This window comes from Pseudoduganella sp. GW821-FHT11H04 (genome assembly GCF_058807935.1).
Window position 1 is genome coordinate 312,851 of the sequence record NZ_JBXARE010000005.1, and the last position, 15,130, is coordinate 327,980.

The window sequence follows — 15,130 nt, forward strand, 5'->3', positions numbered from 1 at the left end:
AGAGCCTTTTGGAGAGAAGGCTTTCGCCTTACTGTACCAGTATTCGTCGCTGATTAAGCAGCAGCGATGACGGTAACGTACTTCTTGCTGTCCGGACCCTTGGTCACGAACTTCACAACGCCGTCCACCAGTGCGAACAGGGTGTGGTCCTTACCGGTGCCTACGCCTTCGCCAGCGGACACTGGGGTGCCGCGTTGACGGATGATGATGCCACCAGCATTGATGGTCTGGCCGCCGTACACTTTAACGCCAAGGCGTTTTGATTCAGAGTCGCGACCGTTGCGGGTAGTACCGCCGCCTTTTTTGTGTGCCATTTAGTTACTCCTTGATAGCTCGGTGAGTCTTGATGAACAGCGATTAGCCGTTGATCGAAACGATTTGGATTTCGGTGAAGTTTTGGCGATGGCCTTGACGCTTCTGGTAGTGCTTACGACGGCGCATCTTGAAGATACGGACCTTGTCGTGACGACCTTGTGCGACTACTTTCACCAGAACCGATGCACCTGCAACCAGTGGAGCACCAAACTTGATGCTGTCGCCCGCGCCTACGGCGAGAACCTGGTCGATAGTGATTTCGGAACCAATGTCAGCCGGCAACTGTTCTACTTTAATTTTTTCGCCAGCAGCAACTTTGTATTGTTTGCCGCCGGTTTTTATGACCGCGTACATGATTGGAAACCTCTTGAATTGTTAATAAGTCTCCCTTGCTCAACACCCAAAAACAACAAGGCGAAAGCCGGGGAACCGCCGATTATACATAGATTCGGGAAATCGGTCAAAAGGTATTGTCGGCGGACGGCCCACGTGGTATGTGGGCAACGAGTAACGTATAATCGCGGCACTCTTACCAACGTTACTAGCAGGTTTGCCTTGTCGAACAACGCCCAGAACACTATCACCAGCACCATTGCCGCCGATATGGACGCGGTCAACTCGGTGATTCGCCAGCGCCTCCACTCGGAAGTGGCCCTGGTCAACCAGATTGCTGAATATATCATCAGCGCGGGCGGCAAGCGTATCCGACCAGTGCTGGTCCTGCTGGTGGCGAATGCCTACGGTTACAAAGGCGTCGCTCACCACGAGCTGGCCGCCGTCGTGGAATTCATCCACACCGCTACCCTGCTGCATGATGACGTTGTTGACGAATCGTCAATGCGCCGCGGCCGCCAGACTGCCAATGCGCTCTTCGGCAATGCTGCCTCCGTGCTGGTGGGCGACTTCCTCTACTCCCGCGCCTTCCAGATGATGGTGTCGCTGGATTCCATGCGCGTGATGCAGATCCTGTCCGATGCGACCAACGTCATCGCCGAGGGCGAAGTGCTGCAGCTGCTGAACATGCACGACCCGGACGTGTCCGAGGAAAGCTACCTGCAGGTGATCCGCTCCAAGACCGCCAAGCTGTTCGAGGCTGCCGCGGAACTGGGCGCGTTGGTTGCCGGTGCTTCGGATGAACACATCGCCGCCGCCGGCGAATACGGCCGTTCCCTGGGCACCGCCTTCCAGCTGATCGACGACGTGCTGGATTATGCCGGCGACGCTGAGGAAATCGGCAAGAACGTAGGCGACGACCTGCGCGAAGGCAAACCTACCCTGCCGCTGATCTGGCTGATGATGAACGGCACCGAGGAGCAGCGCGCCCTGGTGCGCTCCTGCATCGAGAACGGCGACGAGCAGCACTTCGACACCATCCTGGCCGCCATCACCACCAGCGGCGCCCTGGACTACACCCGCCACGCCGCCCAAGTGGCAGCACAGCGCGCAATCGACGCCATCGCCGGAATGCCGGACAGCGAATACAAGCAATCCTTGCTGCAGCTGGCCCGCTTCTCAGTGGACCGCAGCCACTAAATACTAAGGCGCCGAATCGGCGCCTTTTTTTGGCCTTTTTTATTTTACCGCTGCGATGCGCCGCTTAGCAAAATACGCCCGCCAAGCATGCGGTGCCACCGACGGGTAGCGCAGCTTCCCAAGCACAATCCAGGCATCGCGATAGGCCAGCCAGATCCGCTGTCTTTCAGGCACGATTTTCATCAGGCCCATTTCCCTCTCCGCGCTAGCCGCATCTTCCAGCGTGAACGACGGCAGCTTGCCAGACTCGAACTCCTGCAAGGCAATGAACACCTCTTCAAGCTGCGCCGAATCAGCAACCTGGTTCCGCAACTGCTGCAGCGCAGCTTTGTCCGAATCCCTCCAGCGGGCAGAGATAGTGTCGATGCGCGCATTGCGATCCTGGTCGACCAGGCCCAATTTAATTACCTCGCAGCGCGCGCCAAGATGGCTACTGGCCGCGTCATCGCAAATATCAATCTTTGGCGACGGGCCTTCCTTCCCGGTTTGCATACGGGTCAGGCGCGCCAGGCGAGCATCAGTTTCAGGCGGCAGCGCGTCGGCACGGCAGGCCGCCATCTTCGCCACAGCATAGTTACGAGGCACGCCAAGGCCATTCGCGTACAACATCATCAGGACGTCCTGATTATCCTTGGCAAATGCACAGTGCCGCGCCTTCACATAATCGAAATGCACGCCAATGCCGTAATACAGCTTGTCCGCATCGCAGTCCTTCAGGGCTGCGACCTGTTCCGCCGTCGGACGATGCGAGAAGGGATAGGTAGCCAGCATGTCGATCTCGCATTCCGCGGTATCGGCATGTGCACTTGCCGCCAGCGAGGCAGCCATGACAGCGAGGGCGAAGGCTTTGCGCACTTACAGGATCTCTTTAACCGTTTCCGGTGGACGGCACAGGCGCACGCCCTTGTCGGTCACCACGAAAGGACGGTTGATCAGTTCGGGATGCGCCATCATGGCATCAATCAGTTTGGACTCCGGCAGCGACTCATCGCCCAGGCCAAGCTGGTCATACAGCTCGCCCTTGTCGCGCATGGCACCGCGTGCAGTCAGGCCTGCGCGCGCGATCAAGTCGATCAGCACTTCACGCGATGGCGGCGCCTTCAGGTATTCAACGATTTCCGGCTCAATGCCTGCCTCGCGGATCAGCGCCAGCGCGCCGCGCGAATTGCTGCATGCATTGTTGTGATAAATGGTAATTCCCATAGTGCAAATCAAGTTATACAAAGACCCCACTATATCACTCAGCAATGGAGTTGATAATTGCACAAAATTATGGGTAGAATGATTTCACACCAGTCGGGGTGTAGCTTAGCCCGGTAGAGCGCTACGTTCGGGACGTAGAGGCCGGAGGTTCGAATCCTCTCACCCCGACCATTAAATTCTAAGTTATATTCTTTGTGAATATGCCGTATTAAAACAAAGAATTAGAATTATATGTTGCAGCGCATCATAATGTTCTCGCCCGGACAACATTTCACGGAGAACAGTATGAACCTTAGCAAAAACATGGAATTTATCTTTGTAGGCGCACTGGCACTGATCGGTGTTTCCGCAGCGGCGGTAGCTGCCGTGCCTAAACTGCTGGCCGCACGCGCGCCAGTCGCTCACGTGGCGACCGCCGCAAACGTTGCACCTCCAGTAGTAGTGGTTTCGGCCAAGCGCCTGACCGCTGAAGAAAAGGCTGCGCTGGCAGAATAATCCAGCTTAATCGTCGCAACTGCTTTCGCGTACGACCATTTCCACCGGCATGGTGATCTGGGCTGGATTTTCGTCCGGGTCCTGCAGCAGTAATTCAACACCGGCGCGCCCCAGGGCCTCCTTATCCACGTGAATCGTGCTGAGGGGAGGAATGGCGGCGGCGGCGCTGCTGATGTCGTCGAAGCCTACGATTGCGATATCGTGCGGGATCTTCATCCCTTCGTTCAGGCAGTACTTCATGGCCGCCAGCGCCGTAATATCGTTGTAGCAGAACAGCGCGTCGGGCCGCTTGGGCAGGGCTAGCAGGCTGCGCATGGCTTGCGTTACGCCGTCTTCTCCATCGCCCATGCTGGGCACAATCACTTCCAGATCGGGGTCGGCATGGACCTTGGCGTCGAACAGCGCCTTGCGGAAGCCATGGTTGCGCTGCTGGATACTGTAGTGGGCCAATGAACCGGACAGCATGGCGACCCGCTTGCGGCCAGTGCGCAGCAGGTGCTGGGTGGCCAGGTAGCCGCCGCGCGCATTGTCAGGGTTGACCGAGGTGAAGCCTATGCGGTGCATGTCCACCAGTACCATTGGCTTCCCGACCTGATGCAAGGCGGCCAGCACTTCCGGTTCGAAGAAGCCCGCGCACAAGATGGCGTCAGGCTGGTGCAGGCGGATCTGGGCCAGCACAGGATCGGCAGGACCTACTGCGATAAAGGACAGCGCGATTCCTTCACGCCGGCAGGCTTCTTCCGCGCCTTGCAGCACCGGCGAAAAAAACGGGCTCGATGCCAGCGTATTGTGCTGGCTATGCAGCAGGAAGGCGATGCGTCGGATGCGCCCTTTCTTGAGCTGCGCGAAGTCATAGCCAAGCTTGAGGGCGGCCTTGCGCACTTTGTCGCGTGTGGCTTCGGTCATGCCGGCCTGATTCTTCAGCGCGCGCGATACGGTGCCGATAGAAAGCCCGGTGGCTTCCGCGATATCGCGCAGTGTGACCTGGCTCACAAAAAGTCTCCCTTTTCCGGTTTATTAAACGCTTCTGGCTGCGTTATATCAGCCGCTTATGGGGGCGTCAACCGGCAACTACCCCGCTACCGAAAGCAGGCGCAGCGATTTACGCAGCGCGGTCAGTCCGGCTTTTGATGAAATGCGCAAGGAGACGCTTTCTCCCGGAAGCAGGGTCAAAGCGTTGTCGGAGACTTCGGCATCGGCCTCGCCAAAGTCGATCCAGACTGCGCGGGCAAGATTCGCGGCCTTCAATTCGAGCCGGTAGCCTGCGCCATCGCGCCGCAACTCGGCATGCAAACCGGGAGCGGGCCAGCGCATGTCCTTCGCTGCCTTGAAATACACCAGGCCGCGCGACGTAGGTTCGCCTTCTGCCTGCAGGTCGAATACCGCGACGGTACTTGCGGGGTCGGCGCTGCCGAGCAAATCCTTATCCTCGTATTCGGGCAAGCTTGCGGCAGACAATGGCGTCAGTTCGAGCGGCTTGCGCTCGTCGCGCAGAACTTTACCGTCCAAGGTCATCACCCGCAGGCGCAACTCGCCTTGGACAGCGTGCGTGCGGTCGTTGAGCAGGCTGACCCTAGTGCGGCCTTCAGGGCTGCGCAAGGCAGCGACGGCGATCGGAGCGTAGAAGCGGCGTGCGTGGAACTGCAAGGCTTTCCAGCGCCCGAACCAGTCCACGCTGGACCACGAGGCGCCGGGCCACACGTCATTAAGCTGCCAGTACAGAGAACCCATGGTGTAGGGGCGGCTGGCGCGGTGGTGCAGCGCTGCCAGTTCGATGCCTTCTGCTTGCGCGGCCTGGCTAAGGTAGACGAAGTGGGCGAAGTCTTTTGGCTCGCCAAATTCGTAGTTCACGTACTTCATCAGGCGCTCATTGCCTTTACCAGCAAGGAATTTCTGGTGCGCTTCAATGACTGGTGTGGCGATGCCCTGGTCGGCGCGTTTGGCAAAGGCGTCAATCGTGCGCTGCACCGGCCATGCCTGCAGGCCGTATTCGGACATGAAGCGCGGCGTGATCTCCAGGTATTTCGATGGCGGATGCGCGGGATTGCCCCACACTTCCCAATAGTGCATGTCGCCGCTGGCAGGGGTGTTGGCTACTTCGGCCAGGTCGTCACTGGGCGAGCTGGCCCAGTAGGCGATGCCGCCGCCCTCTTCCGCCACTACCCTGCGCAGATCGGTGCCGAACAGCTGCTGGTAGCCGTTCCAGACTTTAGCGGCGAAGGCTGGATCGGCCGCCGTCATTTCTTTGCCAGGGCCCCAGTATTTCCAGGCGATTTCTTCTTCGTTGTTGCCGCACCATAGGGCAAGGCTTGGGTGGTTTCGTAAACGCCGTACATTGTCGCGCGCTTCGGCGACGACGTTGGCGCGGAAGGCGTCGTCGTAAGCAGGCGGCATACCGCCGCCGAACATGAAGTCTTGCCAGACCAACAGGCCAAGTTCGTCGGCCAGGTCGAAGAACTCGTCGCTCTCGTAATAGCCGCCGCCCCAGCTGCGCAGGAAATTCATGTTAGCGTCGCGCGCGGATTGCAGTACGCGGCGCAACTGCGCGTTGCTCACGCGCGGCTGGAACATATCGAATGGAATACTGTTCGCGCCTTTGGCGAAGACAGGAATGCCGTTGACAGCGAAGTAGAAGCTCTTGCCCTTGTCGTCTGGCTCGCGGCGCAATTCGATACTGCGTAAGCCGGTACGGGCGATGGACTTGGCGATGATGCTCTTGCCATCGGCAATTTCCAGCTCATAGCGATACAGCGGCTGCGCGCCGTAGCCATTCGGGAACCAGCGTTGCGGGCGTTCGATGTGAAGCGGGAGCTCAATGCGATTGTCGCCTGCATGTAGCTCAATGCGGCGTTGCGCCGCCAGCGACCGCTTGTCGCCAGGTGCGGTTTGCCACAGGCGGAGATCGAAAGCGCCATCGCGCACGGCGTCGAGCGAAGCGATTGCCCTGATGTCGGCGCGGGCTTCGTCCACGTGGTCCTGGCGCAGTTGCAGGTTGTCGATGCGCGCTGCGTCCCAGCTTTCCAGAACGACCGGCTTCCAGATGCCTGTGGTGACGTAGCGCGGCCCCCAATCCCAGCCATAGTGGTAGCCGGGCTTGCGGGAAAAATTGCCGATCATCGCGTCTTTTGGTTCATCGCTGTAAGGCGATGGGTAATTTCCGGCCAGCTTGAGCGGCATGGCCTGCACTTGCGGCAGCAGCTTTGCGATCGGCGAACGCAAAACGACGCGCAGCTCGTTGCCTTTGTTGCGCAGCTTGCCCTGCACCGGCACGCGCCACGTGCGGAAGGCGTTGTCGGCATCAAGCAACTTTTCGCCATTCAGCCAAATCTCGGCGAAAGTGTCGAGGCCCTCGAAGACAAGGTCAGTGCGTGCAGTCTGGCGCGGTGCGTCGAAGCTGGTACTGTATTCCCAGTCCGCCAGGCCAATCCATTGCAGGCCGGCTTCCGGCGCGCCGACGTAGGGATCGGGAATCAGCTTGTTTGCGAACAGATCGGTGTGTACCGTGCCCGGGACCTTCGCCGAATGCCACGGTGCAGCCTCGGGGTGCGCTGCCAGCTGCGCGTTGCCCGTCGCCAGGCGGAAGGTCCAGGCTTTGCCTACAACGACCCGCTCCGGCGTTGCCGCAGTGGCGACAGCTGCAACTGCCGTCAGGCACAGGCCGAGCAGCAGGATCACCAGGGAGCGCCAGTACAGTTGCGTACTCATGGTGCGCTCGCCTTCCAGTGACGCTCAATCCACTCCTGATGGCTCGGCATTCTGGCAACGGCATTTGCCAAATTGACCCGCATGCTTTCAACAACATCAAGCAGCTTTTCCTCCGGCATGTCGTCGACGATCGGATGGTAGCTTTGCGGAATGATGCGCTGCCCGAGCATCACCTGCACCCAGCTTGGCAGGGCGAAGAAGTCTTCGCCATGGCGGAAGTAGCGGCCATCGCAGCGGAACAGTTCAACCGCCTCGCGCAGGCTGTCCGGGATGGACATGGTGCGGCAGTAGTCCCAGAACGGCGAGTCGTTTCGTTCGGTGGCGTTGTAGTGCAGGATCAGGAAATCCCGCACACGCTCATATTCAAATGCGGATTCGCGGTTGAAGCGCTCTTCAAGCTGCGGGTGGAAATCACGTTTAGGAAACAGCGCCAGCAGACGCGTAATGCCCGCTTGCGCCAGGTAGATGCTGGTGGATTCCAGCGGTTCGAGGAAGCCGCTGGCCAAGCCCAGTGCAACCACGTTCTTGTTCCAGAATTTCTTGCGCATGCCGGTGGTGAAACGCAGAGCGCGCGGCTCGGCCAGCGCCTTGCCATCCAGGTTGGCCAGCAGGGTCGCGGCGGCTTCATCGTCGCTGATATGCTTGCTCGAGTATACATAGCCATTGCCGGTGCGGTGCTGCAGCGGAATGCGCCATTGCCAGCCCGCTGTGCGCGCAGTGGAGCGCGTGTAAGGCGTGATCGGGGCCACGCTTTCGCAAGGCACGGCCATGGCGCGGTCGCATGGCAGCCAGTGCGTCCAGTCCACATAACCGGTCTTCAGCGTCTGTTCGATCAGCAGCCCACGGAAGCCGGAACAATCGATAAATAGTTCGCCGTCGACCACCTGGCCGCTTTCCAGCGTCACTGATTCGATAAACCCGTCATCGGCGCGCTGGTTCACGCCGACGATCTTGCCTTCAATACGCTGCACGCCGCGCTGTTCGCCCAGCTCGCGCAGGAAGCGCGCGTACAAGCTGGCGTCGAAGTGATAGGCGTAAGCGATATCGGCCAACGGCGAGCCCGGTGGCGCATTGCGGTCGCCAGGCGCGAATTTTCCTTGCGGCGCCATGACGGTTTGCGGTGAGTATTCGCCAATCGGTGCAGCGCGCCCGGATTGGAACAGTTTGAGCCAGAACTGGTGGAACGGCAGCGGCCCGACCGAGCGGCCGATAGTGCCGAAACCGTGGATGTAACTGTCGCCGATGCGGCTCCAGTCATTGAATTCGATGCCGAGCTTGATCGTGCCCTGCGTACGCTTGATGAACTCAGTCTCGTCGATGCCGAGCATTTGTCCATTGAACATCCTGATATGCGGGACGCTTGCCTCCCCCACGCCGACGATGCCGATTTCTTCGGACTCGATCAATCGTACCGAAGCGCCCTTGCCAAGATAAGTGGCCAGCGCCGCAGCGGCCATCCAGCCCGCGCTTCCTCCACCAACGATTGTGATCTTGCTGATTCGGTCGTGCAGGTTCATTGCGGCACCCCAAACAGGAAAAAACCTCCTCGCGGCCACCCCGCGCTACGCGCGGGTCACGCGAGGAGGAAGGAGGGAAGGCTTAGAACTTGTAGTTCAGGCCAAAGTAGGCAACGCGGCCGGCATAACCGTTCGAGTAGAAGCGGTCCTTGGTGTCGTCACCCAGATGGGAGCGCGTTTCCTGCTTGGTCAGGTTCAGCACCGAGGCGGTGAAGCTCAATTCCTTGGTGATGTTGTAGGCCACGTTCAGGTCGATCTGGCTGTAAGGCTCTTCATACACGTTCAAGCCGTTGACCAGGCCATCCACCACCACGCCGCGGCGGTTGTAGGAAGCGCGCGCCAGGAAGTCGGCGGTTTCGTAGAACACAGTCAGGTTAGCCTGGTTCTTGGCGCTGCCCACCAGCGGCGACTTGCCGATTTCGGTGCCGTCGGCCAGGCTGATCGCTGCCTGGTTGGTCTTGTTGTACGTGTAGTTGAACTGGAAGCCCACGCCGGACGAGAAGGTGTGCTGCGCATACAGCTCAACGCCCTTCGACACGCCGTCACGGCCGCCGGCAGTGGTCGAGTAGCTCTGCACCACAACGCTCTGGCCACCGACGTCCATGGTCACGTCGCGCACCACAGGCACCGAGAAGTTGCTGACGTTCTTGCGGAAGAAGTCCACACCCAGCACGGAACCGCGCTGGAAGTACCACTCCAGGCCCAGGTCCATCTGCTTGGCCTTGTACGGCTCCAGCTGCTTGTTGCTGCCGGCGCCGAACCAGCCCACCTTGTCGCCGCCACCGATCAGACGGCGGTCGTTGACGTATTCCTGGCTGAAGTTCTGCAGGCCGCCAGGCGAAGCAATATCGCCGTAGCTTGGACGCGCCACCACTTTCGAAGCAGCCGCACGCAGCACCAGGTCCTGGTTCAGGTCATAGGCCAGGTTCAGGCTTGGCAGCACGTCGTTGTAGGTGCGGTCGAGCGAGCTGACCACGAACGACGAGGTGTGCGACAGGCGCTCCGGCAGGCGGGTGAAGCCGCTGGTGCAACCGGAACCGGCTGGTGCGCCTACTGCTGGTGCGCCGCCTGCCTGGCAAGGAGCCGGGCTGCCATTGGCGCCGTTGAAGAAGTAGTCGCTGTAGTAGTCAACCTGGTCGGTCGAATCGGCGTGCTGCTTGGTCTTCACGAAACGCAGGCCAACGTTACCACGCAGGCGGTCTGCCTTGATATTGCCCTGCAGGTAGGCGGCCGAAATCTTCTCGCTGACATTGAAGATAAAGTTGTCTTCGTTACGCGTCTGCATCTGGCCGTATGTCTGGTCCAGGTGCGAGATGTAGGCCGGGTAATTAATCGCAGGGAAGGCGCTGGCATTGATGCCGCCAGCCAGGTTGCCCAGCGATTCGCCGTACAGGAACTGCGACTGGAACTTGTTGGCAGTCGAATCGCAGCCGTTCTGGAAGCGCTGGTCGTAGTTGGACGGATCGGCGCCTTTGCAAACCCAGTAGTTGTTGCCGGTGGCGCGATGGGTGCCGCCATCACGATACTTGGCGCCAAACTGCAGGGAATCCAGCCACTTGGTGTCGGTGTGCCAGGTGAAGTCGGCCTGGCCGTACTTCTGCTGGGTGCTGTTCTTGGTCCACGACGAAGAAGTGGAACCCAGGTCGATCTCGCCGATGCCTTTTGCCAGGTTGTCCATCAGCTGCGGCGAGAAGGTCATGCTCGGCGTGCCTACTGTGTTCCAGGCGCTGGCGTAGTTACCCAGGGTCCAGCTGCCGTCCGCGTTTTGCATGCGTGGCTTGATCGGCATCGTCATCTGCATTTCAGGACCGCCCGAAGCCCAGGTACGTCCCAGCTTGAAGGTCGCGTCCAGGTCCTGGCCCTTCCAGTTTGCTTCGAAGTCGGCGGTCTGCGACAGCGCTTTTTCGCGGTTGTAGCTGCCGGTGATCTGCGGCGTAGGAATGGTGCAGTCGTCAGGACCCCAACCGCCTGGTTGCTGGCCGCCGGCAGCAGCCTGCGCTTCGCTGCAGTAGTAGGTCTTGCCGGCATGCGCGCTGTACTGGGCGCCGGTGACGATGGTCTTGCTTGGGTCGAAGGTCAGGCCGTCGAGCATGCGGCCACCCGGCCAGTTACCGTCGCCGTCATAACGCGCCAGGTTCCACTCAGGGATCTTCAGCGTATTGGTCTGGGAATTCTGCTTCAGGTCAAAGCGGAAGTAGTTGGCAGTCAGGGTCAGGTTGCGCACTGGCTTGAACTGCAGGGTCAACTGGCCGCCCTTGCGCTCGCGCTCTTCGCTCTTCACGTTGAAGTTGACCGAAGTCGGCATCATGAAGTTGGTGTAGTACTTGCCGTTCTGGTCGTGGAAACCAGACTGGCCCCACCAGTAGCTGTCCAGGTTCGACTCTTTGCCATTGACGTCGGTCGCCGGGTGGCCTTTGTAGTCGTCACCGTACCACTGCCAGTTTTCAGTGCTGGCGCCCATGGTGCGGGTGGTGCGCTTTTGCGAGGTCAGGCCGACCAGGACGCCAAAGCGGTTGCTCTCGTCGTGCCAGGCGTATTGGCCGGCAAACTGGCCGTTGGCCTTCTTGGTGGTGTCGGCCCAGGTGCCTTCTGCGGATACAAAACCGCTGCCGGACTTCACGTCCAGCGGACGGCGGGTGTGCAGGATCACGGTGCCGCCGATGCCGCCTTCGTCGATGCGCGCTTCAGGAGACTTGAACAGCTCCGCGCTGGAGAGCATATTCGACGGCATCAGCATGTAGTTGAAGGAACGGGTCGGGTCGCCGTTCGATTCGGCGGTGGCGATGTAGTTGCCATTCAACTGCGTGAGGGTCAACTCCGAGGACAGGCCGCGCACACTGACGTTCTTGCCTTCGCCGCCGCTGCGGTCGATGATCACGCCCGGTACGCGCTGCAGCGCATCGGCCACGTTCTTGTCTGGGAATTTACCGATATCTTCAGCGGTCACCACCTCGATGATCGAGTTGGATTCGCGTTTCTGGTCAAGGCTTTTCTCGATCGAGTAGCGGTAACCGGTCACCACCACCGTATTCGGGTCTTGCGCGGTCTGCGCTTGGGCGTTGGCAAGTGTCAGCAGGGCTGCGCTGACCGCCATGGTGATCGGCGCAAGGTTGGTTCTTAACGTCATATAGGTCTCCTGGTTATGCCCAGCGGCGGGGCTCTATGTGAGACGGCGATTTACTAAACGGCGGGGGTTGTCGCCTGTCTCCTGGTGGGAATCGCATTCCACTAGGGATAGTTAAACAAGGAACCTTGACCACTTCAACAAACTTTCTGCGTTTAGAAGAAGTTTAGTTTTGTTTTAGTAAACAGGAATGAGGCTAATTCGCCACACTTTTAGCGGCCCGATGCCTGCGCTGCACACAGCGTCCACCAGGCCAGTGGCGCGCGCGGCGGCGCCCGGCCAGTGACAGGCGGTGTCCGATTCGTACTACCTTTCTGATAAGACCCCCTCATGCCGAGCCTCCGCCAAAACCTTTTCATGATCCTCACCACGATGATCATGTTCGGCGCGGCGCTGCTGATTAATGAACTCCTGTTCAAGCAGTTCGAATTCGCGGAAGGCATCAACTGGATCTACCTCCCCGCCGGCGTGCGACTGCTGGCTACCCTGCTCTTTGCCGAAGCGGGCGCGGTCGGCTTGCTGCTGATCTCCTGGATTTACTGCTTCTTCCTGCTATTCCCGAATGAACCCGTGCGCGACTTTGCCGGCGGCATCCTGGCCAGCGCGGCGCCTTACCTGGTCTACCTTGGCGCCCGGCGCTGGCTGGACTTGCAAGGCTCGCTGGCCAACCTGGCAGCATGGCAGGTGCTGGCCTGTGCCGTTGCTTATTCGCTGGCCAGCCCCTTCCTGCACCATCTCTGGTTCGCCGTGTATGAAGGCCGCGTCCATTTGCTGAACAGCTTTGCCGTCATGGCGCTGGGCGACTTTGTCGGCACCGTGCTGCTGCTCTTCTTCACAAAATGGCTGATGCCGCGCACCTAAAACAGTGCCTGCTGCGTCGTGGTCAGGGCTGAGAAGCTGTCGTGCAGCGGCAGCAGGATGGCGTCTGCAATGGGCTGCAACTGCTTGTCCAGATAATGCTGGTAGTCGATCGGTGAGCGCTGCACTTCCAGCGGCTCTGGCCCGCTGGTGGTGATCACATAGCTGATACGGCCGCCGTTCTGGTAGCGCAGCGGACGACCCTGCGATTTGTTGAATTCATCGGCCAGGCGCGCGGCCCGCACTTGCGGCGGCACGTTGACCTGGTATTCGTCCAGGCGGTGGCGCAAGCGCTTGCGATAAACCAGCAGATCGTCATGTTCGCCGGACACCGTCTTGCGGGCATATTCACGCACAAAGTCCTGGTATGGCTCGTTGCGGAAAATGCGGGCGAAAAGGCCTTGCTGGAATTGCTGCGCCAGCGGCGTCCAATCGCTGCGCGCAACTTCAAGGCCGCGATAGATGATGTCGCCGTCGCTCGTCAGGCCCGCGTAGCGCTTCTTGCTGCCCATTTCCGTGCCGCGAATGGTGGGCATGAAGAACTTCTGGTAGTAGGTATCGAACTCGATTTCCAGGAAGCTCTCCAGTTTGTATTTGCGCTTAAGCCGATCGCGCCACCACTTGTTGATCTTGGCCACCAGGGCGCGGGCAATGGCCAACGCTTCTTCCGTTTCGTGCGGGCGTTTGAGCCAGATGAAGATGGAATCCGTGTCCCCGTAAATCGCTTCGTAGCCCTCCTTCTCCACCAATTCGCGCGTGAGCTTGAGCAATTCGTGGCCGCGCAGTGTGACGGAAGAAATCAGCTGCGGGTGGTAGAAGCGGCAGTCGGTGGAACCCAGCACGCCGACAAAAGAGTTCATCAGCAGCTTGAGAGCGGTCGACAGAGCATCGTTCTTTTCGCGCTTGGCGCCATCGCGGCCTTGCCATAATTGAGTGGTGATGGCGGGCAGGCAGTGGCGCGTGCGCGAGAACTGGGCTCCGCGCATGCCCGGTACCGGATCATCCTCGACTTCACCTTCGACCATGCCGACCGGGTCGACCAGGAAGGAGCGGATAATCGACGGGTACAGGCTCTTGAAGTCAAGCACCACCACAGAGTCGTACAAGCCGGGGCGCGAGTCCATCACAAAGCCGCCCGGCGAGGCCACGGCGGGAACCTCGCCCACATTCGGCGCCACATAGCCTTCGCGGTGCATGCGCGGCAAGTACTGGTGGCTGAAGGCGGCAATCGATCCGCCCATGTGGTCGGGCACCAGTCCGGTCACGTGCGAACGTTCCAGGATAAAGTCCATCACGCGCGTCTTTTCGAAGATGCGCGTCACCAGTTCGCAGTCTTTCAGGTTGTAGGTGGCCAGGGCCGGCTTGTCCTCGCGGAAGCGGCGCTCGATTTCGGCCATCTTGTCGTAATCGCTGCCGATATCCTTGCCCTCCCCCAACAGCTGCTGCGACACGGTCTCCAGGCTGAAGGAAGGGAAATTCCAGGACGCGGCGCGCAGGGCTTCGATGCCGTCGATCGCAATGCGGCCGGGGATGGAGGCAAACACATAGCCGTCGCGCGCCTGGTGGGTGCGCCAATCGACGGGGCGGCCTTCGCGGCCAAGCAGCAGCGGCACCTTGTACTTCTCGGCGTTCTTTTGCAGTGTTTGCAGGTCGAACTGCACCACGCTCCAGCCGATGATGGCGTCCGGGTCGTGCACGCGGAACCATTCGTTGAGCTTTTCGATCACGCGGCGCGGCGTTGGACAGTATTCCAGGTCGAAGTCGACGTCGGGCGCCACAGCGGGTTGTTCGCCCAGCATATATACCTGACGCTGGCCGCAGCCTTCCAGCGCAATCGAATACAGGTCGCCGAAAGCGCTGGTCTCGATATCCAGCGACACCATGCGCAGGCGCGGACGAAACTCCGGTGCGGGCCGCAGCTTGCCGCCGTCGAACTCAACGCCGGCGGTAATGAAGCGCTCCATCAGGTAGCGCTCCGGCGGTTTGATATCCGCCTCGAACAGGCGGATGCCGCGTTCGCCCAGTTTGCGCTCCAGCGCCAGCAGCTGCTTGTAATGGCTTGCGTAGATGCCGACCACCGGCTCGCGCTGGAAAGTCTTGAGCGCCACTTCCCGGATGTCGATGCCCGGCATGCCGGCAACCAGGGTGGCAATGGTGTCGCGCAGCGAAGCCTCGGCGAAAGCCACCGAGGCTTGCTCCGTCAGGAGGATTTTGCGAGGGCCGTCATCGGTGGCGAGCCAGAACTCGATTTCCGTGCCATCGCGGGCGTCGCGCCAGGCGCGGGTGAGGATAAAACCAGGCATGGCGAAATTATACTGTACGCACGAACAGTGGATTTGCAGTGTTTAAAGGCGTTCGCTAAAATTCAATGTTGCCTTGC

General features: G+C 60.0%; 12 protein-coding genes and 1 tRNA gene. 4 read left to right on the forward strand and 9 right to left on the reverse strand.

The window, feature by feature from the left end; genetic code table 11:
• Positions 1-53: 53 nt before the first annotated feature.
• Positions 54-314 carry a 50S ribosomal protein L27 gene (gene rpmA / locus AC1RTP_RS14410; RefSeq protein ID WP_055933040.1) on the reverse strand — a complete coding sequence of 87 codons (261 nt, stop codon included), beginning with the start codon at positions 312-314 and terminating at the stop codon, positions 54-56.
• A gap of 43 nt (positions 315-357) precedes the next feature.
• Positions 358-669 (reverse strand): 50S ribosomal protein L21, encoded by a 312-nt coding sequence (rplU, locus tag AC1RTP_RS14415; protein WP_055933037.1) that lies wholly within the window; start codon positions 667-669, stop codon positions 358-360.
• A 201-nt stretch (positions 670-870) separates the two neighbouring features.
• Between rplU and ispB the strand changes: the two genes are divergently transcribed.
• Complete coding sequence (ispB, locus tag AC1RTP_RS14420) at positions 871-1,848, forward strand: octaprenyl diphosphate synthase (RefSeq protein WP_498608309.1); 978 nt, start codon at positions 871-873, stop codon at positions 1,846-1,848.
• 39 nt (positions 1,849-1,887) lie between these two features.
• Here the strand turns inward: ispB and AC1RTP_RS14425 are convergent, their stop codons facing one another.
• Positions 1,888-2,703, reverse strand: a complete 816-nt coding sequence (locus tag AC1RTP_RS14425) for a hypothetical protein (protein ID WP_498608310.1) — start codon at positions 2,701-2,703, stop codon at positions 1,888-1,890.
• Entirely contained in the window at positions 2,704-3,051 is a 348-nt protein-coding gene (gene arsC / locus AC1RTP_RS14430) for an arsenate reductase (glutaredoxin) (protein ID WP_498608311.1), read from the reverse strand. It abuts the gene before it with no gap.
• Positions 3,052-3,145: 94 nt separating this feature from the next.
• On the opposite strand from arsC, the gene AC1RTP_RS14435 reads away from it, so the two are divergent.
• Together AC1RTP_RS14435 and AC1RTP_RS14440 are read left to right on the forward strand one after the other, a co-directional pair.
• Positions 3,146-3,222 (forward strand) — tRNA-Pro (locus AC1RTP_RS14435).
• 114 nt (positions 3,223-3,336) lie between these two features.
• Positions 3,337-3,546 carry a hypothetical protein gene (locus tag AC1RTP_RS14440; protein ID WP_498608312.1) on the forward strand — a complete coding sequence of 70 codons (210 nt, stop codon included), beginning with the start codon at positions 3,337-3,339 and terminating at the stop codon, positions 3,544-3,546.
• Between the two features lie 6 nt (positions 3,547-3,552).
• Here AC1RTP_RS14440 and AC1RTP_RS14445 read toward each other — a convergent pair whose 3' ends face one another.
• The 4 genes from AC1RTP_RS14445 to AC1RTP_RS14460 all read right to left on the reverse strand — a co-directional run bounded on the left by AC1RTP_RS14445 (position 3,553) and on the right by AC1RTP_RS14460 (position 11,895).
• Entirely contained in the window at positions 3,553-4,539 is a 987-nt protein-coding gene (locus tag AC1RTP_RS14445; protein WP_498608313.1) for a LacI family DNA-binding transcriptional regulator, read from the reverse strand.
• Between the two features lie 78 nt (positions 4,540-4,617).
• Positions 4,618-7,251, reverse strand: coding sequence for a beta-mannosidase (locus AC1RTP_RS14450; protein WP_498608314.1), 2,634 nt, complete (start codon positions 7,249-7,251; stop codon positions 4,618-4,620).
• Entirely contained in the window at positions 7,248-8,768 is a 1,521-nt protein-coding gene (locus AC1RTP_RS14455; RefSeq protein ID WP_498608315.1) for a tryptophan halogenase family protein, read from the reverse strand. Before AC1RTP_RS14455 ends, AC1RTP_RS14450 begins: the two co-directional genes overlap by 4 nt.
• An 82-nt stretch (positions 8,769-8,850) precedes the next feature.
• Positions 8,851-11,895, reverse strand: coding sequence for a TonB-dependent receptor (locus AC1RTP_RS14460; protein WP_498608316.1), 3,045 nt, complete (start codon positions 11,893-11,895; stop codon positions 8,851-8,853).
• A gap of 327 nt (positions 11,896-12,222) precedes the next feature.
• Between AC1RTP_RS14460 and AC1RTP_RS14465 the strand changes: the two genes are divergently transcribed.
• On the forward strand, positions 12,223-12,753 hold the full coding sequence (locus AC1RTP_RS14465; protein WP_498608317.1) for a hypothetical protein: 531 nt from the start codon (positions 12,223-12,225) through the stop codon (positions 12,751-12,753).
• On the opposite strand, the gene AC1RTP_RS14470 is transcribed toward AC1RTP_RS14465, so the two are convergent.
• Positions 12,750-15,053, reverse strand: a complete 2,304-nt coding sequence (locus AC1RTP_RS14470; protein ID WP_498608318.1) for a DNA polymerase II — start codon at positions 15,051-15,053, stop codon at positions 12,750-12,752. The two genes, AC1RTP_RS14465 and AC1RTP_RS14470, sit on opposite strands and share 4 nt — an antisense overlap.
• Positions 15,054-15,130: the final 77 nt, after the last annotated feature.